Source organism: Haemophilus sp. HMSC066D02 (genome assembly GCF_001810545.1).
In the GTDB taxonomy this organism is placed as follows: domain Bacteria; phylum Pseudomonadota; class Gammaproteobacteria; order Enterobacterales; family Pasteurellaceae; genus Haemophilus_D.
This window is the reverse complement of sequence record NZ_KV801806.1, coordinates 33,346-53,161: the sequence shown is the minus strand read 5'-3', so window position 1 is coordinate 53,161 and position 19,816 is coordinate 33,346. Positions and strand designations below refer to the sequence as shown.

The window sequence follows — 19,816 nt, the reverse complement described above, 5'->3', positions numbered from 1 at the left end:
GCACTTAATCTTGAGATGAGATGAAGTGCGGTCATTTTTTTAGTATTTTTTCGATTGAGACGATTAAATCTGAGCCAGAAATTCTTCTTCCGTTAAAACAGCCACACCTAATTCTTGCGCTTTTGTCAGTTTAGAACCGGCTGCATCACCAGCAATCACAAAATCCGTTTTCGCTGAAACCGAGCCGCTCACTTTCGCGCCCATGTCTTGTAATAAGGCTTTAGCTTCATTACGTCCCATTTGAGTTAAGGTTCCGGTTAACACCACCGTTTTGCCTTTAAAGCGGTTTTCTGTCACTTCTTTGGTTTCCACGGTTTCCCAATGTACGCCTTGAGCGATTAAATCATTCACCACCGCGACATTATGTGGTTCATGCCAAAACGCCAAAATACGATTTGCCACCACTTCACCCACGTCAGGCACTTGCTGTAAGGCTTCTAAATCTGCATTTTGCAACGCTTCTAGGGTTTTGAAATGATTTGCTAAATTCAATGCTGTCGCCTCCCCCACTTCACGGATTCCTAAAGCAAAAATAAAACGTGCTAACGTCGTATTTTTTGCTTTTTCAAGGCTGGCTAAGGCATTTTCAGCAGATTTTGCGCCCATCCTTTCCAAACGAGTCAGTGTGGTTAAATCTAACTTAAATAAATCGGCGGGTGTATGAACTAATTCACGATCCACCAACTGCTCGATTAATTTCCCCCCTACGCCATCAATATCCATGGCCTTACGAGAAACGAAATGTTTAAGTGCTTCTTTACGCTGTGCTGCACAGAATAAACCGCCCGTACAACGCGCTACCGCTTCACCTTCAATACGAACAATGGCTGAATCACACACAGGACAAGTTTCTGGAAAAATAATCGGTCTTGCATCCGCTGGACGACGATCGTGCAATACACCAATAATTTGTGGGATCACATCTCCCGCACGGCGAATCACTACCGTATCACCAATAGCAATATCCAAGCGTTCAATTTCATCGCCGTTATGTAATGTGGCATTACTTACCGTTACCCCTGCCACAAATACAGGCTCTAATTTAGCTACAGGTGTAATTGCCCCCGTTCTGCCCACTTGGAATTCCACATCATTTAGGCGAGTTAATTCTTCTTGAGCTGGGAATTTATAGGCAATCGCCCAACGTGGTGCTTTGGAAATAAAACCTAATTTCTCTTGTAACGCAATATCATTAATTTTCAGCACGGTACCATCAATATCGTAGCCAAGAGCACTACGTTTATTTTGAATATCACGATAAAAATCCAACACTTCATCCGTGCCGTTACATAAACGGATTTCTGGGTTTACCGGAATCCCAGTAGACTTCAACCATTGCAAACGATCATAATGCGTATTCGGCAAATCTACGCCTTCCGCAATACCAATACCATAAGCATTCAATACCAATGGACGCTTACTCGTAATTTTTGGATCGAGCTGGCGCAACGAACCTGCTGCGGCATTACGTGGGTTAGCAAAGGTTTTCTCGCCTCTCTCTAACGCTTGCTGATTTAAACGCTCAAAGCCTTCATGTGGCATAAACACTTCACCACGCACTTCTAAACGAGCGGGAGGATTGTCCATTAAAAGCTGCAAGGGAATATTTCGAATCGTGCGAATATTGGCAGTAATATCTTCCCCCGTTGTCCCATCACCACGCGTTGCCGCTTGAGTCAGCACACCATTCACATACAAAATACTCACGGCTAAACCATCTAATTTCGGCTCACAGCAGAAAGTGAGAGGTTCAGGCAAATGAATAAGCCGATCTTCAATACGTTTTACGAATGCATAAAACTCTTCGTCTGAGAAAGCATTATCCAAAGAAAGCATCGGAATCTCATGACGAATTTGTGCAAAGCCAGAAAGCGGTTTAGCGCCCACTCGTTGAGTAGGTGAATCTGCTGTAATAAGTTCCGGATGGGCGGCCTCTAAGGCTTTAAGTTGGTGAAATAAACGGTCGTATTCCGCATCAGGAATGGTTGGATTATCCAACACGTGATATTCATATTCATAACGACGAAGATCCTGACGTAATGTATCAATTTGTTGCTGAAGGCTCATAATGTTCTCTAACGGTTTACTCATTGAATTAAAATGGGCGAACCATCGGCTCGCCCAAAGTGCGGTTATTTTTTCGTGCGTTTTATGCGATGCGAGATAAGTAATCCTGCTCAGCTACATCATCAAAAATCTCTTGCTGATCAGTCAACACCACGCCACCTAAATCTTCTGCGATGGTTTTCGCTGCGCGAATCATCATACGTAAGTTCGCCAAATTATTACCTGGAGATGGCAACTGCATAAAGAGTACCACACCCATGGTTGAAAACTCGGCCATATTGTAATAATCAAACGTACCTGGCTGCTCAATATTAGCAACGCTAAATAAAACCGGGCTTGCCACACTTAAATCAAAGTGGCGGTGATACATTTGACGCTCGCCAAAAATGAATCCCAAGTTTTCTAACGATTGAGATAACTGCGGACCATAAAATTCACGATTTTGATTTGAAATCACATAAAGTTGAACAAAGCCAGTGGTTTGTTTTGGTTTTTCCACTTCTACCGGTTCGTGATAGTTAAAATGTACGTTCTCATGAGTAGGTTCTTGAGTTGGATTTAATGACATCTCGGCTAACTGCTCACGTAATTCAGGCGAAGAAGAATTTACACCATCAAAATCATTGCTTTGTGCTTCTAACTCTTCGATTGTCATTTCTGCCACACGTGGTTTCGGTTGTACATTCGTTTCAGGATAAACCACAGGTTCAGGCTGTGGCGCAGGAGCAGGTTGCGCCGTTTTCATCTCATAAACTGGCTGATTTGGTAAGGAGATTTTAATATCATCGACGCTTTTTTCTATTTGACGCACATCCACTTGAGCACGTTGCTCATCAAAATTAAATTGCTGTTGGCTTGCTGCCTGTGGTGCCACTTTAGGTTGAACACTTTGTTGTACAGGCTGTGCCGCTTGAGCACGATGTGTTAAACGAATATCCGCATTAGGATCAGCAGCTTGCGAAAAAGGATTGACCTCACCGTTTTTAGAAGTGCGGTTAAATGTATTCGCGCTTTTAAAATATTTTGATTTCTCACGGCGATTTGACCATAATCCGTGTACCACTAAGGCAATTAAAGCAATTACCCCTAAAATAATCAAAATGGTATTTAAGTCCATTCTTGTTGCTCCTTAACGCAATGATTTTTTGCTAATCCTATCACATTTCCACAGGTGAAAAAATAGGAAAGCAAACAAGAGATTAAAAGGGATGAGATGGAATCTTTCTCAAAAAATATTGTCTTTCTGTGACATTTTGTATTTTTTACTTTTTAATTTAAAGGAACAATGATGATCGATCAAAATGAAATAAAATCTGCTTTCAATCATTTCGTGATGGGTTGGCATTTCATTACGCAAAAAGGCCTCCGCCGTTTTGTGATTATGCCGATTTTACTTAACGTCGTCCTGCTCACAGGCTTATTTTGGCTATTTGTTTCACAAATCTCCACGATGATCGACTGGGTAATGAGCTTTATTCCTGATTGGTTAAGCTTTTTAAATGTGATTTTGCTTGTACTGTCTATCGGCTCGATTCTCTTATTTTTCTATTTTGCCTTTACAACGCTTTCAGGCTTTATTGCCGCACCGTTTAATGGATTATTAGCAGAAAAAGTCGAAAAAATGCTGACCGGTGAAGCCGTTAATGAGGATGGTTTGGCTGAAATTATGAAAGATGTGCCGCGCATGTTGAATCGTGAATGGCAAAAATTGTGGTACAGCTTACCGAAATTTGTAGGCTTGTTCTTATTGAGTTTTATCCCTGTTATTGGACAAACTATTATTCCAGTACTCACCTTCCTATTTACTTGTTGGATGATGGCGATTCAGTACTGTGACTACCCGTTTGATAACCATAAAATTTCTTTTGGCATTATGAAAAATGCGTTAGGCGAAAGACGTTCACAAAGCTTGACATTCGGGGCATTAATTACCCTTTGTACCGCATTGCCAATCGTAAACTTAGTGATTATTCCTGTGGCGGTCTGTGGTGCAACGGTGATGTGGGTGGAAAATTATCGCTCACAATTAAAATTTGATATGAATTTTGACCGCACTTCAGGTTCAACACAAATTGTGACACGTTCTAATAGTACGGAAATTAAGCCTTCAGGAAATAACATCGTGAATAAATAGCATTTAGTTATAAAATATAGCTATTAACTATTTTTTTTATACAAAAACCGGTGTTATAACTACTGCATCAACTCATTCCCAAATATAAAAGGACAGTAAAATGACAATTTATGCAGATAACTCATACTCAATCGGTAATACGCCATTAGTTCGTTTAAAACACTTCGGACACAATGGCAACGTTGTCGTAAAAATCGAAGGTCGCAACCCAAGCTTTAGCGTGAAATGCCGTATTGGTGCCAATATGATTTGGCAAGCAGAAAAAGATGGCATTTTAACGGCAGGTAAAGAAATTGTAGATGCAACCAGCGGTAACACCGGTATTGCTTTAGCTTATGTAGCTGCTGCACGTGGTTATAAAATCACCTTAACCATGCCTGAAACCATGAGTCTTGAACGTAAACGTTTATTACGTGGTTTGGGCGTCAATCTTGTGCTCACTGAAGGCTCAAAAGGGATGAAAGGTGCGATCGCTAAAGCAGAAGAAATTGTGGCGTCTAATCCAAATCATTATGTGATGCTAAAACAATTTGAAAACCCGGCTAACCCTGACATTCACCGTCAAACTACTGGTGAAGAAATTTGGAAAGATACGGAAGGTAAAGTCGATGTGGTGGTTGCTGGTGTCGGTACCGGCGGTACAATTACCGGTATTTCTCGTGCAATCAAACTCGATCACGGTAAAAAAATTACTTCTGTAGCGGTTGAACCAACAGAATCGCCTGTTATCAGCCAAACCCTTGCTGGCCAAGAAGTGAAACCAGGTCCACACAAAATTCAAGGTATCGGTGCGGGTTTCATTCCGAAAAACTTAGATTTATCATTAATTGATCGCGTGGAAACTGTAGATAGCGATACGGCAATTGCGACCGCTCGTCGCTTAATGGCTGAGGAAGGTATTCTTGCAGGTATTTCTTCAGGTGCTGCAGTGGCTGCGGCTGACCGCTTAGCAAAACTACCTGAATTCCAAGATAAGTTAATCGTCGCGATCTTACCTTCTGCATCAGAACGTTATTTAAGTACGGCGTTATTCGAAGGTATTGAAGCTTAATCTATTGATTGAATTCATTTTATCTAAGGTCTGTTTTCACAGACCTTTTTTGTTTATTAATTAAACAAATTTTATTTGATATAACTAAAGGAAATAATTCATAAATAAATAATACTTTTCTTTTCTTTTTCGCTTCTTATAATTCATTTCACTTTCGTTATTTATCTAAAAAAGGAATACTTATGAAAAAATCATTTTTTAGCACCGCACTTTTAGCGGCAGGATTAGCCCTTTCTACTTTTGCTAACGCCGGCGAAATTGCTGATCGCGTTGAACAAACTAAAACCTTATTAGTTGGTACTGAGGGTACTTACGCACCATTTACTTTCCATGACAAAGATGGCAAGTTAACCGGTTTCGATGTGGAAATTATCGAAAAAGTTGCACAAAAATTAGGTTGGAAAGTCGAATTTAAAGAAACCGCTTGGGACGGCATGTATGCAGGTTTGAACGCAAAACGCTTTGATGTTATTGCGAACCAAACCAATCCAAGCCCAGAACGTTTAAAAAAATATGATTACAGTGCACCTTACAACTACTCTGCTGGCGTAATCGTGACGAAAGCCGATAACGATAGCATTAAATCATTCCCTGATTTAAAAGGTAAAAAATCTGCACAATCTGCAACCAGTAACTGGAGCAAAGACGCACGTGATAATGGTGCAATTATCGTGACTGTAGATAGCTTGGCGCAAAACCTTGAAGCGGTAAAACAAGGTCGTGTTGATGCAACAGTAAACGATAAGCTTGCAGTATTAGATTACTTCAAAAAACAACCTAACTCAGGCTTAAAAATTGCTGTAGAAAGTGATAAAAAAATCCCGACCGGTTTTGCGTTCTTGAAAGGTGAAGAACCGCTTATTGCAAAAGTGAACCAAGCACTTGAAGAACTACGCAAAGACGGAACTTTAAAACAACTTTCAATCAAATGGTTTGGCGATGACATTACTCAATAATTGGTTAGCCAGCCTTCCATTTATGACCACAGAACGAGCTGATTATGTAATCAGCTCGTTTTGGCCTATGATGGAAGGGGCAATTTTATATACGATCCCCCTTGCGGTCATTTCCTTCTTTTGCGGTTTATTCATTGCGGTTATCGTGGCTGTGATTTGCACATTGCCACATCCCAATTTAATGACCAAAATACTGCAGGGCATTTGTCGCACTTATATTTCAATTATTCGTGGCACCCCAATGTTGGTGCAGATCTTCATCATTTTCTATGGTTTACCTGAAGTTGGCATCAAGCTAGAACCTTTTCCAACCGCGATTATTGCGTTCTCCATTAACATTGGTGCTTATGCGGCAGAAACAGTAAGGGCCTCCATTCTTGCGATTCCTAAAGGTCAATGGGAAGCCTCTTATGCGATAGGCATGAATTACACACAAGCTTTCGTGCGTACCATTATGCCGCAAGCTTTACGTATTTCCGTCCCTTCGCTATCAAATACTTTCATTAGCACAGTGAAAGATACATCCCTTGCTTCACTCGTTTGGATTGCGGAATTATTTCGTGTGGCGCAAAACATCACAGCTGAAAACTACGAATTTATTTTAATTTATAGTGAAGCGGCTCTCATTTATTGGGTATTCTGTTTTGTGCTGTCAATGGGACAAACCCGTTTAGAAAAACGCCTTTCTCGCCATTTATAAGGACTGTTTATGTTAAAAGTCACGAATATTCAGAAAAGTTTTAATGGCCACCATGTATTAAAAGGCATTGATTTTGAAATTAATAAAGGCGAAGTGGTTGCCATTCTGGGTCCATCAGGTTCAGGCAAGACGACTTTTTTACGCTGTTTAAATTTGCTCGAACGCCCAGAAAAAGGTGTATTAGCATTTACCGATGGAAGCTTAACCATTGATTTCAGTAAAAAAATCAGCAAAGCCGATGAACTAAAATTGCGTCGTCGTTCTTCAATGGTATTCCAACAATACAATCTCTTTCCCCATCGCACTGCACTCGAAAATGTGATGGAAGGCATGGTCGTTGTGCAAAAACAAGCGAAAGAGATTGCGCGTGAAAAAGCCTTAGCATTATTGGAAAAAGTTGGTTTAAAAGCGAAAGCGGATTTATATCCTTCTCAACTCTCTGGAGGTCAACAGCAACGCGTCGGGATCGCCCGTGCTTTAGCCGTTAAACCCGATATTATCTTGTTAGATGAGCCTACTTCCGCTCTTGACCCTGAACTCGTCGGTGAAGTGTTACAAGCGCTCAAAATGCTCGCGCAAGAAGGTTGGACAATGATTATCGTCACCCATGAATTGAATTTTGCCAAAGATGTGGCAGATCGCGTGATTCTCATGGAAAATGGTCAAGTTGTTGAACAAAATACCGCGGCTGAATTCTTCGGTCATCCACAGCAAGAGCGCACCAAACAATTCTTATTGCAAGCTAAAATGCCGATGGAATTCGAAGATTATTGTATTTAATCAAACCCCTAAATATAAAAAGAGCGGTCAAAAAACATCATGAATTTTGACCGCTCTTTCTATTTGAATAAATTACATAATGGCGTTATAGAATACTGCTGCTAAAGCCGCTCCGATAAACGGCCCTATAACCGGCACCCAACTGTATCCCCAGTCAGCTTTAGTTTTTAATGTCCCGCCCAGGAAAAGACCTAAGGTTAAACGCGGACCAAGATCTCGAGCTGGATTGATCGCATAACCGGTTGTGCCACCTAAACTTAAACCAATTGCCCAAACGAGAATCGCTACTGGTAATGCCCCGATAGAGCCTAAACCAATTGGCGTGCTTTCTGCCGTGCCTGGTAAAGTGATGTTTGCTCCCGCAAGATAGAAAATCACGAAAACAAGCACGAAGGTACCAACAATTTCGTTCACTAAGTTGATTGGATAGTTACGAATCGCAGGTTCGGTACAGAAACAAGCGCGTTTTAAGCCCTCTTCTTCGGTCGCTGCAAAGTGATCTTTATACATAATGTAAACCAACAACGCACCTACCATGCCGCCCACAACTTGTGCCGCAATGTAGCCTGGAACCAGTTCCCAAGCAAATGCCCCTTTCATTGCCACGCCAAGTGTTACCGCAGGATTTAAGTGTGCCCCACTGTAAGGACCTGTCACAACGACGGCCACATACACTGCAAATGCCCACGCGGTAGTAATCACAATCCAACCAGAACTTTGCCCTTTCGTTTTATTTAAACATACGTTGGCCACCACACCGTTACCTAACAGGATTAAAAGTGCTGTGCCAAAAAATTCTGCAAAATAGGCATTCATAAGAGAATCTCCAAATAATGATTAACTTAATGATTTCATTAAAGAAATCTTGCTTTGCAATTCGTTTCGTTGTTTGATCAAATATTGAGATACTCAAAGTGAGTGACTTCATTATCTAGTTTTAACCAATTAATTCAATAGATAAAACCGATCTATTTTCTAGAAATGAGAGAAGGATCACATTATTTTGTACGTTAACGCAATCGATTGCATATCTTCAGAGAAAAATCTGTGATGCTAATCACAAAACCCAACATTGCTTGTTCCAATTAGATTCGAATTCAATTAAGTTAGGTTCGCAATTTGTTCGTTTAAGCTCAAAATTTCTTCATTCATTAATGAGAGTGCCAAGCGCTCTAAGGAATAGAACCATGACAGACAAAAAATACATCATCGCTTTGGACCAAGGTACCACAAGCTCCCGTGCAGTATTATTAGATCACAATGCGAATGTTGTCGAAATCGCCCAACGTGAATTTACACAAATTTATCCACGCGCAGGCTGGGTGGAACATAATCCAATGGAAATTTGGGCAACACAAAGTTCAACATTAAACGAAGTGGTTGCAAAAGCAGGTATTACCTCAGATGAAATCGCGGCAATTGGTATTACTAACCAACGTGAAACCACCATTGTGTGGGAAAAAGCAACCGGCACACCGGTTTATAATGCGATTGTGTGGCAATGTCGTCGTACTGCAGATATTACAGACAAACTTAAAGCGGATGGTCACGAAGAGTATATCCGCAACACCACGGGTTTAGTGGTGGATCCGTATTTCTCCGGTACAAAAGTGAAATGGATTTTAGACAATGTAGAAGGCGCACGCGAAAAAGCGGAACGTGGCGAGCTTCTATTTGGTACCGTGGATACCTGGCTTGTATGGAAATTAACTCAAGGTCGTGTTCACGTAACGGATTACACCAACGCATCCCGTACTATGTTATTTAACATCCATACGAAAAAATGGGATGACAAAATGTTGGAATTATTAAATATTCCACGTTCTATGTTGCCTGAAGTGCGTAATTCTTCCGAAGTGTATGGCAAAACCAACATCGGGGGTAAAGGCGGTGTGCGTATTCCTGTTGCCGGTATCGCGGGTGACCAACAAGCGGCACTTTACGGCCATCTATGCACTCGCGCAGGCCAAGCAAAAAATACCTATGGTACAGGCTGCTTTATGTTGCTTCACACCGGTGATAAAGCCATTACCTCTAAAAATGGCCTATTAACCACCATCGCGTGTAACGCCAAAGGCGAACCAGAATACGCACTTGAAGGTTCGGTATTTATCGCAGGTGCTTCAATCCAATGGTTGCGTGATGAACTCAAAATCGTTCATGACAGCTATGACTCCGAATACTTCGCACAAAAAGTCCCTGACAGTAACGGTGTGTATGTTGTTCCAGCCTTCACCGGTTTAGGTGCACCTTATTGGGATCCGTATGCACGAGGTGCAATTTTCGGTCTTTCTCGTGGTTCTAACCGTAACCATATTGTACGCGCAACCCTTGAATCTATCGCTTACCAAACCCGTGATGTGTTAGAAGCAATGCAATCTGACTCAGGTCAACGCTTACAATATTTACGTGTTGATGGTGGCGCAACCAACAATAACTTCTTAATGCAATTCCAAGCAGATATTTTAGATGTGAACGTAGAACGTCCAGTGGTGAAAGAAGTGACGGCACTTGGTGCAGCTTACCTTGCAGGTCTTGCCGTTGGTTTCTGGAAAGATTTAGATGAGCTTCACGACAAAGCACGTGTAGAACGTACTTTTACTCCAGATAATGACGAAGAAAAACGTGAACGTCGTTATAAAGGTTGGAAAAAAGCGGTGAAACGGTCATTAGAGTGGGCAAAAGAAGACGCGGAATAATTCTTCCTTCTAATAATAAGTGCGGTCAAAATCACTTGTGTTTTTGACCGCACTTTTATTTTGAGGAAATATATTACCGATAAATACTCGTACAATACGTCAGGGCTTGTCTTATGGCTTTCCCTAATTCTTCATCCGAAATACTCTTATCATATTTAAATTCTAATGGTGAATTGTCAGGAAGTGAAATTCCTGAGTACCCACCAAGAGAATCCTGGTGAAGTGGCGCTATAATTATAAAACTAGCGTCCTGTTCTAAAGATAAAAAAGACATATCCTTATAGATCGATTTTTTATTTTTATATCCATAGCGTTTTTTCATCTCTTCTTCGAGATTTTTTTGTAGTCCTTTCATTTTTTCAGAATTAAAGATAGCCTGAAACTCTTCGAACGAAATTTCTTTACTTTCATTAAGCTTTTCTTTAATTAACCTTCCTAGATCTAAATCAGAAATATCAACTTCATTAAAAATAAAATCTTGATCTGGATCTGTTATCGCAATCATTCCTCTAATAAAAGAGGTAACCAATAAGAAATCTTTATTAATTCTGACAAAAGCAGCTTTAGGTTTAGTCATATTAATTTACCTTAGTAACAATAATATTAGTTCCTTTAGATCTAGTATACATTAAACAATTACCTAATTTACCACTTTGACTTGTTATGCTATCTATAGTGATATTTCTACAGAAAAGTGAATGTGGAATTATAAGGTTTACTTAGAATAATCATCTTTGGAAACAAAAGCGCGGTCAAAATCGCTTGTGTTTTTGACCGCACCATATGCCTAGTCTACATTCTATTAAGAAGCCTCACTCAACACAGAGTAAACCTTATTAATTATTAGGCTTAACTCATCACTCTTAACACAAGACACCTTAACTCCCCAAAATCGTTCATCAAAGAAACCAACACTCTGACTTGATCTTGTATTAGAAAGCAACAATCTATCCTCAATATAATCTAAGTCATAACTTCTATTCTTATTAAAAACAACTATTATTTTAGATAAACCGCTAGAACTATTTATTACAAAAGGATAAAACCCTTTGTTTACATACTCCATGTAGTCTATCTCCCATAAATATGGGTTTACCACTTCACTCTGTTTAACTAGATTCAATTTTTCTAAAAAAATATCTTCATTATCTATAAACTCTTGATAATCAATTTTATTGTCTTTTATTAATTCCTCAATAGCATATATATACCCAAATCCCTTTGCCATTAAATTAATCATTAAATCCCTATCATCCAAATAAAATAACTCATCATTTATATTGGAGAAGATCTCCAATTTAGGATTAAAATAATCAATAAGATAACTTGCTTTATTATAAGCCAATTGAGTTGGGTAAATATTCATATCAATACACAGATTTACTGAAAAATTATCTGTATCTAAAATCTTATCTATTTGAATAGCAAAGCTATTAAAATTCCCTTTACTATCATATATCCCTGGATTTCCGATAATCATCTTCTCTCACCTAATATAGGATTCACTCTAATCGTTCGTATATTTATTTCTATCCTTAAAAGGATTTCATCATATACATACGCCTATCTTGCTTAAATATCAACCGCACTTTTATTTTATCTATTAACTATACTGCTGCCGATACTTTTCTAAATTATCTTGAAAATGCTGAATATAGTATTCGATATCTTTTTCTCGGTAACCAAGAATTCGGCCGATTTCACGTTCCACTTTTGGATCAAAACCATTCACCGTGCTTGCAGGAAGTAGTACTTCCATTTGTTCAGCGAGTGCAAGAGATTGGGGTAAATAGACAATAAAATCGGTTAAGCAAACATCATTAATATGACGTTGCACTGTTTTTGAATGAAGCATTCCTTGCTCAAGATAAGGGAGAAAGGCGTCAGGAATACCGAGCTCCTGATTGAATAATGCCACTTGCTTTTCGCCCCTTAACATTAATTCCAGCTCCTTGCCTTCATGCGGCCCAAGAATACCTTTTTCCATAAGAATATTCCTTTCGTTGAAATAAAAAAGGGGATTGGATGATTGACCAGATCCCCTTCATTGTACGCCTATTTGGCCACAATGTTCATCTAAATGACGAAATTATTTTTTCCAATTTTTCAACGCATCGGCAAAGGCATTACCCATCGCACTATTTCCTCTAGGATTACGCTCTTGACGAGGTGCATTACTTCTTGGTTTTGCGCTTAAAGTGCGGTCAGATTTGCTGTCATTTTTGACCGCACTTTCATCTAATCGCATCGTCAATGCAATACGTTTACGCGGCACATCCACTTCCAAGACTTTCACTTTTACGATATCGCCCGTTTTCACCACTTGATGTGGATCTTCTACGAATTTATCGCTTAATGATGAAATGTGTACTAAACCGTCTTGGTGAACACCAATATCCACAAATGCGCCGAAGTTGGTCACATTAGTGACGGTACCTTCTAAAATCATACCTGGTTTTAAATCGGTGATTTCTTCCACGCCCTCTGCGAATACCGCGGTTTTAAATTCACCACGCGGATCGCGCCCCGGTTTTTCCAACTCTTTGAAAATATCTTGAACCGTTGGTAAACCAAATTGCTCATCAATGAATTGTTTTGCATCAAGCTGACGTACCACACCCGCATTGCCCATTAAATCTTGAATAGATTGTGCTGTCGCTTGCAAGATTTTTTCCACCACTGGGTAAGCTTCTGGATGGACACCTGAAGCATCAAGTGGATTTTTCCCACCTGCAATACGCATAAAGCCCGCACATTGCTCAAAGGCTTTTGGCCCTAAACGCGGCACTTTTTTCAATTCGCTACGGCTTTCAAAACGACCATTTTCATCACGGTATTCCACAATGTTTTGCGCTAAGGTTTTCGTCATCCCTGCCACGCGAGCAAGTAACGGCGCGGATGCCGTATTCAAATCCACACCTACCGCGTTTACACAGTCTTCCACCACCGCATCAAGTTTACGCGCAAGTTGGGTTTGGTTTACATCGTGTTGATATTGCCCTACACCAATAGCTTTCGGTTCGATTTTTACTAATTCCGCCAATGGATCTTGTAAACGACGGGCGATAGATACCGCACCGCGTAAAGAGACATCTAAATTCGGGAATTCATTTGCCGCAAATTCAGAAGCAGAATAAACCGATGCGCCAGCTTCACTCACTACAACGGTTTGTGGTTTATTTTCTTTGATTTCTTTAATGACTTCTTTCGCAAAACGTTCAGTTTCACGAGAAGCCGTACCATTACCAATGGCAATTAATTCCACGTTATGTTTGCGGATTAAGCTGAAAATCGCCACTTGCGCTTCGGCTTCACGCCCCGTGTGTGGATAAATGGTGGTGGTATCTAATAATTTACCTGTGTTATCTACTACGGCGACTTTAACACCTGTACGTAAGCCTGGGTCCAAGCCCATAGTGCTTTTCGCGCCAGCTGGTGCCGCCATTAAAAGTGCGGTCAGATTTCGAGCAAAAACATCAATGGCCTCTTCTTCTGCTTTTTCACGTAAACTTGCCATTAATTCCGTTTCTAAATGCAACGAAACTTTGATTTTCCATGTCCACGCAATCACTTGCTCACGCCATTTATCTGCAGGCTGCCCCGTGAAACGGACATCTAAATAATCACGAATAATCTCTTCACAATAACTTTGACGACTTCCCTCTTCTGCATCGGGATCTGCATTTAAGCTTAATTGTAAAATGCCCTCATTACGTCCACGGAACATGGCTAATGCACGGTGAGAAGGCACATTTTTCAATAATTCTTGGTGGTCGAAATAATCTTGGAATTTTGCGCCTTCCGTTTCTTTGCCTTCGATCACTTTGGATACAATAACGGCATTTTTTGCTAAATAATCACGGACTTTCGCTAATAAGCCCGCATCTTCAGCAAAACGCTCCATTAAAATATAGCGAGCGCCATCAAGTGCGACTTTGGTGTCTGTTACACCTTTATCAGCATCTACAAATTCAGCGGCTACCGTTTCAGGATCATTCTTCGGCTCGTTCCAAAGTAAATCAGCCAATGGCTCAAGACCGGCTTCAATCGCAATTTGCCCTTTCGTGCGACGTTTTGGTTTATATGGCAAATACAAATCTTCTAATTCAGTTTTACTTTGTGTTGCATGGATTTTGTCACGCAATTCATCGGTCAATTTCCCTTGCTCTTCAATAGATTTCAAGATGGTTTGACGACGATCTTCTAATTCACGTAAATAAATTAAACGAGTTTCAAAATGACGAAGTTGGGTATCATCTAAGCCACCTGTGGCTTCTTTACGATAACGGGCGATAAATGGAATGGTATTGCCATCATCTAATAATTGAATGGCGGCGAGGATTTGTTGGGGTTGAACGGTTAATTCTGCCGCAATAATTTGGCTAATTTGTTGATTTAACATTGTCATACTTCTTTGTTATTAAAGGATTCGATAAAAACGGGAATAGAATACTGGTTTTAGACAACAGGCTCAAATATAATTCAAAAAAATTTCTTTTATTTTTATCATGGCAAAATCAAATTACATTACCCGTCAAGGCTGGCTTGCGCTTGACCAAGAACTTAAATTTTTGTGGAAAGAAGAACGCCCTAAAGTTACCCAAGCGGTTTCAGATGCTGCAGCGCTTGGTGACCGCAGTGAAAACGCGGAATATATTTACGGTAAACGTCGCTTACGTGAAATTGATCGCCGTGTGCGTTTCCTTTCCAAACGCTTAGAAGTGTTACAAATCGTGGATTACCACCCAAAACAAGAAGGCAAAGTGTTTTTCGGTGCATGGGTTGAGCTAGAAGATGAAGAAGGTGAAGTGAAGCAATATCGCCTTGTTGGCTGCGATGAATTCGATCCCGCTAAAAACTGGATCTCCATTGATTCTCCCGTCGCACGTGCCTTAATTGGAAAAGGCGTTGATGATGAAATTCATGTGGAAACACCCTCGGGCAAAGTGGTGCTCTATGTGAACCGAATTTGGTATGAAAAATAGCGAAGTAGAAAAAACAAAAGAGCGGTTAAAATTGACCGCTCTTTTGTTTTTTCTATCAATCGGATAAATTATGCTTTATCACCAATTAATACAGACTCTAACGCAATTTCAATCATATCATTGAAAGTTAATTGACGTTCTTCCGCAGTAGTTTGTTCGTGTGTACGAATATGGTCTGAAACGGTACAGATACAAAGTGCTTTTGCACCATATTCTGCTGCTACACCATAGATACCAGCTGCTTCCATTTCTACGCCTAAGATGCCGTATTTTTCCATCACATCAAACATTTCAAAATCTGGTGTATAGAATAGGTCTGCAGAGAAAAGATTCCCTACGCGAACTTGCTTACCTTTTTCTTTTGCAGCTTGAACCGCAGCTTGTGCCATATCAAAATCAGCAATTGCAGCAAAATCGTTATCTTTGAAACGGATACGATTTACTTTTGAATCAGTACATGCACCAAGGCCAATGATAACATCACGTACTTTAACATCCATACGTACAGCACCACAAGAACCAACACGGATGATTTTCTTAACACCGTATTCAGTAATTAATTCTTTCGCATAAATTGAGCAAGATGGGATACCCATACCGTGCCCCATAACAGAGATACGACGACCTTTATAAGTACCGGTATAACCCAACATATTGCGAACGTTAGTCACTTCTTTCGCATCTTCTAAGAATGTTTCAGCAATATATTTTGCACGAAGCGGATCACCTGGCATTAATACAACATCTGCAAATGCGCCTTCAGGAGCATTAATATGTGGAGTCATTATTTTTTCCTCTTGTTGATAAATAAAAAATCATTTAAGCAAACGTTTTCGCCTGCTTTAAAATACAACACCACGAACGATTCGTGGTGTTGAGAGATAAAGTGCGGTCAAAATTCACCACATTTTAATTACATTGCTACGCCGCTTAACTCGATGAATAAACCTGCGATAGTCGCACTCATTAAGTTAGCTAATGTACCCGCTACAACTGCTTTTAAACCTAAGCGAGCCACATCACCACGACGATTTGGTGCCATACCACCGATACCGCCGATTAAGATTGCGATAGAACTGAAGTTAGCGAAACCACATAATGCGAAAGTAATGATGGCTTTGGTTTTTTCACTTAATACCACCGCGGTATCTGGTTGTAAGTATTTCGCAAACTCTAAGTAACCCACGAATTCGTTCACCGCTAACTTCATACCAATCATTTGACCCGCGATGGCAGATTCATCCCAAGATACACCGATTAAGTAAGCTAATGGTTTGAAGATCCAACCAAAGATTGATTGTAACGTTAAATCACCGTAACCGAACCAGCCGCCTACGCCGCCTAAAATACCGTTAATTAAAGCAATTAAACCCACGAAAGCGAGTAACATCGCACCTACGTTTAACGCTAATTGCATACCGGCACTCGCACCACCTGCCATTGCTTCAAGCACGTTAGTCGGTTTTTCGCTATCATCCGTTTCAGGTTGTTTATCGGTAAATTGTTCAGTTTGCGGGAATAAAATTTTCGCAAATAATAAACCTGCTGGTGCAGCCATGAAAGAGGCTGCGATTAAGTAAGTCAACGGCACGCCCATTCCTGCATAACCCGCCATCACTGAACCCGCGATAGAAGCTGTACCACCCGCCATAATAGCGAACAATTCAGATTGGGTCATATTTTTAATGTAAGGACGAACCACTAAAGGTGCTTCAGTTTGGCCAACGAAAATATTCGCTGCTGCAGACATTGATTCTGCTTTAGATGTGCCTAATGCGGCTTGCAATGCACCACCAATCACTTTGATGACAACTTGCATAATGCCTAAGTAATAAAGCACAGAAATTAAACCAGAGAAAAAGACGATGATTGGTAACACTTTCACCGCAAAGATAAAGCCGGCATTTGAAGGATCCGATAAGCCACCAAAGACGAAGTTAATCCCTTCATTACCATAGGCGATAACATTTGATACACCATTTGCCGTCGCTTGTAATGCATCTCGACCAAACGGCACATACAAAATAAGGGCCGCAAATCCGATTTGGATCGCCAAAGCCCCTAATACAGTACGTAAATTAATCGCCTTACGATTATTTGAAAATAATACGGCAATGACCAGTAATACGACAATGCCTAAAATGCTACCTAAAATACCCATTTTTTTCCCCTAGGTTGGTTAGATAAGTAAGTGAATAAAATTGTCCTATTCTACTTGTTTTTCGGTAAAAAGTCGGAATATTTTTGCTACTTTTCGATATGTTTGCTTATAAAATGGTCACAATTTTGGTCAGACCACAAGATTTCGCATAGTTTTCAAGTTCTTGGGTCTGCTCAACAGTTGGGACATAAGGGCTGAGCCCTTCAGCATCTCGAGCACCTTTTGTGTGCATTCGGATAATTTTGAACAAAACATCCGGATAACCTTTCAATAAGGAACCGACTTTTTCCACCAACTTTTCTGCATCAAAAAAATTCGCCACATAAACTAACCGCACTTCTTCCACTTTATTTAATGGTAATAATTGCGCCAAATTCTTCAAATTACGATCTAAATTTTCTTGCTTGATATGTTGATGAGCGGGAATGATGTTTTGAGGGACAATACCTTGGCGATTTTGTCTATCAAAGCACAAACGTTGTAAGCCAAGCCCTTCTCCTTTCAGGTCAAAGAGAAATTTGTCTGTCACATCAATTAAAGGTCGAATTGCTTCAAATTCAAAGAAACCACTGCTATCTAAATAGCAAGTTAGCCCTTCCTCACGTAGCTTTTGAAACAACGGAACGAGCTTTTTATGGTGAATGGTGGGTTCCCCGCCGGAAACCGTCACACCACGAATGAAAGGTACGGCATCCATCACCTGCTCATACAAATACTGCAGGCTGACTTGATGAGCGCCTTCTGCATAACGAGGAATGGTTTCTGGATTATGGCAATAAAGGCAGTTTAACTTACAACCTTGTAAGAAAATACTGGTACGATTCCCCTGCCCTTCTACATTAGAAAAAGGAATAATACGATGCAGGGGAACATAAATATCAGAAAGTGCGGTCACAAAAAACGCTGTTTTCTAGAGTAAGTTATCACTTACACAAGCTTCATTTGAAAAATCACTAATTCCGCTTGGCAGCAGAATGTGAAAACCGCTTTAAGTACATATCCCTCTTCAACCTGTTGAATTTCAGACTGAATTTGACAAGGTTCACTTTCTACATCACGTGCTTTTAACGTGAAATATTCCAATGCGCCTTCTGCATCTTGACGAGTCGCGTAAAACTGTTCGATAGGTAAACTACAATCGCTGTTATCAAACAATGATTTCATATCGAAAGTATTACAACCTACACATTCAATTGGTTTTTCAGTTTGAATGGCCATATTTTTCTCCTTATCTAAAAAAGCCGTGACAGAACACGGCTTATTAAGTTTAAAATTATCATTTTGCTGCAACAAAGCCTACGGCTTCGTACACTTTGTCAAGGGTTGCTTTTGCTCTTGCACGGGCTTTTTCCGCACCTTGACGTAAAATCTCGTCTAAAAGCGCTTCATCGTTACGATATTGATAGAAACGTTCTTGTAAGCCGGCAAGTAAGTTTGACACTTCGTCAGCCACCGCTGTTTTTAAGTGCCCGTACATTTTGCCTTCAAATTCTTTTTCAAGTTCTGCCACAGATTTATCGGTTACCGCAGAAAGAATATCCAATAAGTTAGATACACCCGCTTTATTTTGCACATCATAACGTACAACAGGTGGTTCATCAGAGTCTGTTACCGCGCGTTTGATTTTTTTTGCCACCGATTTTGGATCTTCAAGCAAGGTCACCACGTTATTACGGTTATCATCTGATTTAGACATTTTTTTATCAGGATCTTGCAAAGACATAATACGCGCACCCGCTTTGCCTAAGAAGATTTCAGGGATCGTGAAAATATCACCATAAAGAGCATTAAAACGAGCGGCAATATCGCGAGTGATTTCTAAATGTTGTTTTTGGTCATCCCCCACCGGTACGCTTTTCGCTTGGTAAAGTAAGATATCTGCCGCCATTAAAACGGGATAATCAAATAAACCCACGTTAATATTTTCGGCATAACGTGCTGATTTATCTTTGAATTGAGTCATACGGCTCATCTCACCGAAATAGGTGTAACAGTTCAACACCCAGCTTAGTTGAGTATGTTCTGGTACATGAGATTGCACAAAGATCGTGCTTTTATTCGGATCAATGCCACAAGCCAAGTAAAGGGCGAGCACATCAAGCGTTGCTTTGCGAAGTGCTGCAGGATCTTGACGTACAGTGATGGCGTGTAAATCCACCACACAGAAAATACACTCATAATCTTCTTGCATTTTCACCCAGTTGCGAAGTGCACCTAAATAATTCCCGATAGTTAATTCGCCGGAAGGCTGCACGCCACTGAATACAATTGGTTTTGTCATTG

19 protein-coding genes are annotated in these 19,816 nt (G+C 40.3%); 7 read left to right on the top strand and 12 right to left on the bottom strand.

What is annotated here, in order from left to right; genetic code table 11:
- Positions 1–63 precede the first annotated feature (63 nt).
- Both ligA and zipA read right to left on the bottom strand, forming a co-directional pair.
- Positions 64–2,067 (bottom strand): NAD-dependent DNA ligase LigA, encoded by a 2,004-nt coding sequence (gene ligA, locus HMPREF2750_RS05235; protein ID WP_186821574.1) that lies wholly within the window; start codon positions 2,065–2,067, stop codon positions 64–66.
- Positions 2,068–2,149: 82 nt separating this feature from the next.
- The gene (zipA, locus tag HMPREF2750_RS05230) at positions 2,150–3,184 is read right to left on the bottom strand and encodes a cell division protein ZipA (protein ID WP_070582940.1); all 1,035 of its coding nucleotides are present in this window, start codon (positions 3,182–3,184) and stop codon (positions 2,150–2,152) included.
- Between the two features lie 171 nt (positions 3,185–3,355).
- Here zipA and cysZ point away from each other — a divergent pair, with 171 nt between their 5' ends.
- From cysZ to HMPREF2750_RS05205, 5 genes are all read left to right on the top strand, one after another.
- Positions 3,356–4,201: a sulfate transporter CysZ gene (cysZ, locus tag HMPREF2750_RS05225; protein WP_070582938.1), complete on the top strand. Its 846-nt coding sequence runs from the start codon at positions 3,356–3,358 to the stop codon at positions 4,199–4,201.
- A gap of 100 nt (positions 4,202–4,301) precedes the next feature.
- On the top strand, positions 4,302–5,252 hold the full coding sequence (cysK, locus tag HMPREF2750_RS05220; RefSeq protein ID WP_005694743.1) for a cysteine synthase A: 951 nt from the start codon (positions 4,302–4,304) through the stop codon (positions 5,250–5,252).
- Positions 5,253–5,434: 182 nt separating this feature from the next.
- Positions 5,435–6,208, top strand: coding sequence for an amino acid ABC transporter substrate-binding protein (locus tag HMPREF2750_RS05215; RefSeq protein ID WP_005697382.1), 774 nt, complete (start codon positions 5,435–5,437; stop codon positions 6,206–6,208).
- Positions 6,192–6,908 carry an amino acid ABC transporter permease gene (locus HMPREF2750_RS05210; protein WP_049365735.1) on the top strand — a complete coding sequence of 239 codons (717 nt, stop codon included), beginning with the start codon at positions 6,192–6,194 and terminating at the stop codon, positions 6,906–6,908. The genes HMPREF2750_RS05215 and HMPREF2750_RS05210 overlap by 17 nt, the downstream gene beginning before the upstream one ends.
- Before the next feature lie 9 nt (positions 6,909–6,917).
- A complete protein-coding gene (locus tag HMPREF2750_RS05205) occupies positions 6,918–7,688 on the top strand; it encodes an amino acid ABC transporter ATP-binding protein (protein ID WP_070582936.1) in 771 nt (256 codons plus the stop codon).
- A gap of 72 nt (positions 7,689–7,760) precedes the next feature.
- Here the strand turns inward: HMPREF2750_RS05205 and HMPREF2750_RS05200 are convergent, their stop codons facing one another.
- Positions 7,761–8,504 carry an MIP/aquaporin family protein gene (locus HMPREF2750_RS05200; protein ID WP_070582934.1) on the bottom strand — a complete coding sequence of 248 codons (744 nt, stop codon included), beginning with the start codon at positions 8,502–8,504 and terminating at the stop codon, positions 7,761–7,763.
- Between the two features lie 371 nt (positions 8,505–8,875).
- Between HMPREF2750_RS05200 and glpK the strand changes: the two genes are divergently transcribed.
- On the top strand, positions 8,876–10,387 hold the full coding sequence (glpK, locus tag HMPREF2750_RS05195; RefSeq protein WP_005697426.1) for a glycerol kinase GlpK: 1,512 nt from the start codon (positions 8,876–8,878) through the stop codon (positions 10,385–10,387).
- A gap of 73 nt (positions 10,388–10,460) precedes the next feature.
- Here the strand turns inward: glpK and HMPREF2750_RS05190 are convergent, their stop codons facing one another.
- From HMPREF2750_RS05190 to HMPREF2750_RS05175, 4 genes are all read right to left on the bottom strand, one after another.
- Entirely contained in the window at positions 10,461–10,964 is a 504-nt protein-coding gene (locus HMPREF2750_RS05190) for a contact-dependent growth inhibition system immunity protein (RefSeq protein ID WP_005697455.1), read from the bottom strand.
- A 225-nt stretch (positions 10,965–11,189) separates the two neighbouring features.
- Positions 11,190–11,867: a hypothetical protein gene (locus HMPREF2750_RS05185; RefSeq protein WP_005697437.1), complete on the bottom strand. Its 678-nt coding sequence runs from the start codon at positions 11,865–11,867 to the stop codon at positions 11,190–11,192.
- A 123-nt stretch (positions 11,868–11,990) separates the two neighbouring features.
- Entirely contained in the window at positions 11,991–12,374 is a 384-nt protein-coding gene (locus HMPREF2750_RS05180; protein WP_005697445.1) for a hypothetical protein, read from the bottom strand.
- A 102-nt stretch (positions 12,375–12,476) separates the two neighbouring features.
- Positions 12,477–14,789, bottom strand: coding sequence for a Tex family protein (locus HMPREF2750_RS05175; RefSeq protein WP_070582932.1), 2,313 nt, complete (start codon positions 14,787–14,789; stop codon positions 12,477–12,479).
- A 106-nt stretch (positions 14,790–14,895) separates the two neighbouring features.
- Here HMPREF2750_RS05175 and greB point away from each other — a divergent pair, with 106 nt between their 5' ends.
- On the top strand, positions 14,896–15,372 hold the full coding sequence (greB, locus tag HMPREF2750_RS05170; protein ID WP_005697419.1) for a transcription elongation factor GreB: 477 nt from the start codon (positions 14,896–14,898) through the stop codon (positions 15,370–15,372).
- A gap of 68 nt (positions 15,373–15,440) precedes the next feature.
- Here greB and deoD read toward each other — a convergent pair whose 3' ends face one another.
- From deoD to trpS, 5 genes are all read right to left on the bottom strand, one after another.
- Positions 15,441–16,157 carry a purine-nucleoside phosphorylase gene (gene deoD, locus HMPREF2750_RS05165; protein ID WP_005697435.1) on the bottom strand — a complete coding sequence of 239 codons (717 nt, stop codon included), beginning with the start codon at positions 16,155–16,157 and terminating at the stop codon, positions 15,441–15,443.
- A gap of 128 nt (positions 16,158–16,285) precedes the next feature.
- Positions 16,286–17,533: a NupC/NupG family nucleoside CNT transporter gene (locus tag HMPREF2750_RS05160; protein ID WP_005697381.1), complete on the bottom strand. Its 1,248-nt coding sequence runs from the start codon at positions 17,531–17,533 to the stop codon at positions 16,286–16,288.
- Between the two features lie 106 nt (positions 17,534–17,639).
- On the bottom strand, positions 17,640–18,428 hold the full coding sequence (locus HMPREF2750_RS05155; protein ID WP_005697427.1) for a 4Fe-4S cluster-binding domain-containing protein: 789 nt from the start codon (positions 18,426–18,428) through the stop codon (positions 17,640–17,642).
- Between the two features lie 32 nt (positions 18,429–18,460).
- Positions 18,461–18,751: a YfcZ/YiiS family protein gene (locus HMPREF2750_RS05150; RefSeq protein ID WP_005697358.1), complete on the bottom strand. Its 291-nt coding sequence runs from the start codon at positions 18,749–18,751 to the stop codon at positions 18,461–18,463.
- A gap of 58 nt (positions 18,752–18,809) precedes the next feature.
- Positions 18,810–19,814: a tryptophan--tRNA ligase gene (trpS, locus tag HMPREF2750_RS05145; protein ID WP_005697360.1), complete on the bottom strand. Its 1,005-nt coding sequence runs from the start codon at positions 19,812–19,814 to the stop codon at positions 18,810–18,812.
- Between the last annotated feature and the right edge of the window lie 2 nt (positions 19,815–19,816).

Bases quoted from the DNA above. Each gene is read 5' to 3' on its own strand.
- ligA (WP_186821574.1), bottom strand. From the start codon at position 2,067: ATGAGCCTTCAGCAACAAATTGATACATTACGTCAGGATCTTCGTCGT.
- zipA (WP_070582940.1), bottom strand. From the start codon at position 3,184: ATGGACTTAAATACCATTTTGATTATTTTAGGGGTAATTGCTTTAATT.
- cysZ (WP_070582938.1), top strand. From the start codon at position 3,356: ATGATCGATCAAAATGAAATAAAATCTGCTTTCAATCATTTCGTGATG.
- cysK (WP_005694743.1), top strand. From the start codon at position 4,302: ATGACAATTTATGCAGATAACTCATACTCAATCGGTAATACGCCATTA.
- HMPREF2750_RS05215 (WP_005697382.1), top strand. From the start codon at position 5,435: ATGAAAAAATCATTTTTTAGCACCGCACTTTTAGCGGCAGGATTAGCC.
- HMPREF2750_RS05210 (WP_049365735.1), top strand. From the start codon at position 6,192: ATGACATTACTCAATAATTGGTTAGCCAGCCTTCCATTTATGACCACA.
- HMPREF2750_RS05205 (WP_070582936.1), top strand. From the start codon at position 6,918: ATGTTAAAAGTCACGAATATTCAGAAAAGTTTTAATGGCCACCATGTA.
- HMPREF2750_RS05200 (WP_070582934.1), bottom strand. From the start codon at position 8,504: ATGAATGCCTATTTTGCAGAATTTTTTGGCACAGCACTTTTAATCCTG.
- glpK (WP_005697426.1), top strand. From the start codon at position 8,876: ATGACAGACAAAAAATACATCATCGCTTTGGACCAAGGTACCACAAGC.
- HMPREF2750_RS05190 (WP_005697455.1), bottom strand. From the start codon at position 10,964: ATGACTAAACCTAAAGCTGCTTTTGTCAGAATTAATAAAGATTTCTTA.
- HMPREF2750_RS05185 (WP_005697437.1), bottom strand. From the start codon at position 11,867: ATGATTATCGGAAATCCAGGGATATATGATAGTAAAGGGAATTTTAAT.
- HMPREF2750_RS05180 (WP_005697445.1), bottom strand. From the start codon at position 12,374: ATGGAAAAAGGTATTCTTGGGCCGCATGAAGGCAAGGAGCTGGAATTA.
- HMPREF2750_RS05175 (WP_070582932.1), bottom strand. From the start codon at position 14,789: ATGTTAAATCAACAAATTAGCCAAATTATTGCGGCAGAATTAACCGTT.
- greB (WP_005697419.1), top strand. From the start codon at position 14,896: ATGGCAAAATCAAATTACATTACCCGTCAAGGCTGGCTTGCGCTTGAC.
- deoD (WP_005697435.1), bottom strand. From the start codon at position 16,157: ATGACTCCACATATTAATGCTCCTGAAGGCGCATTTGCAGATGTTGTA.
- HMPREF2750_RS05160 (WP_005697381.1), bottom strand. From the start codon at position 17,533: ATGGGTATTTTAGGTAGCATTTTAGGCATTGTCGTATTACTGGTCATT.
- HMPREF2750_RS05150 (WP_005697358.1), bottom strand. From the start codon at position 18,751: ATGGCCATTCAAACTGAAAAACCAATTGAATGTGTAGGTTGTAATACT.
- trpS (WP_005697360.1), bottom strand. From the start codon at position 19,814: ATGACAAAACCAATTGTATTCAGTGGCGTGCAGCCTTCCGGCGAATTA.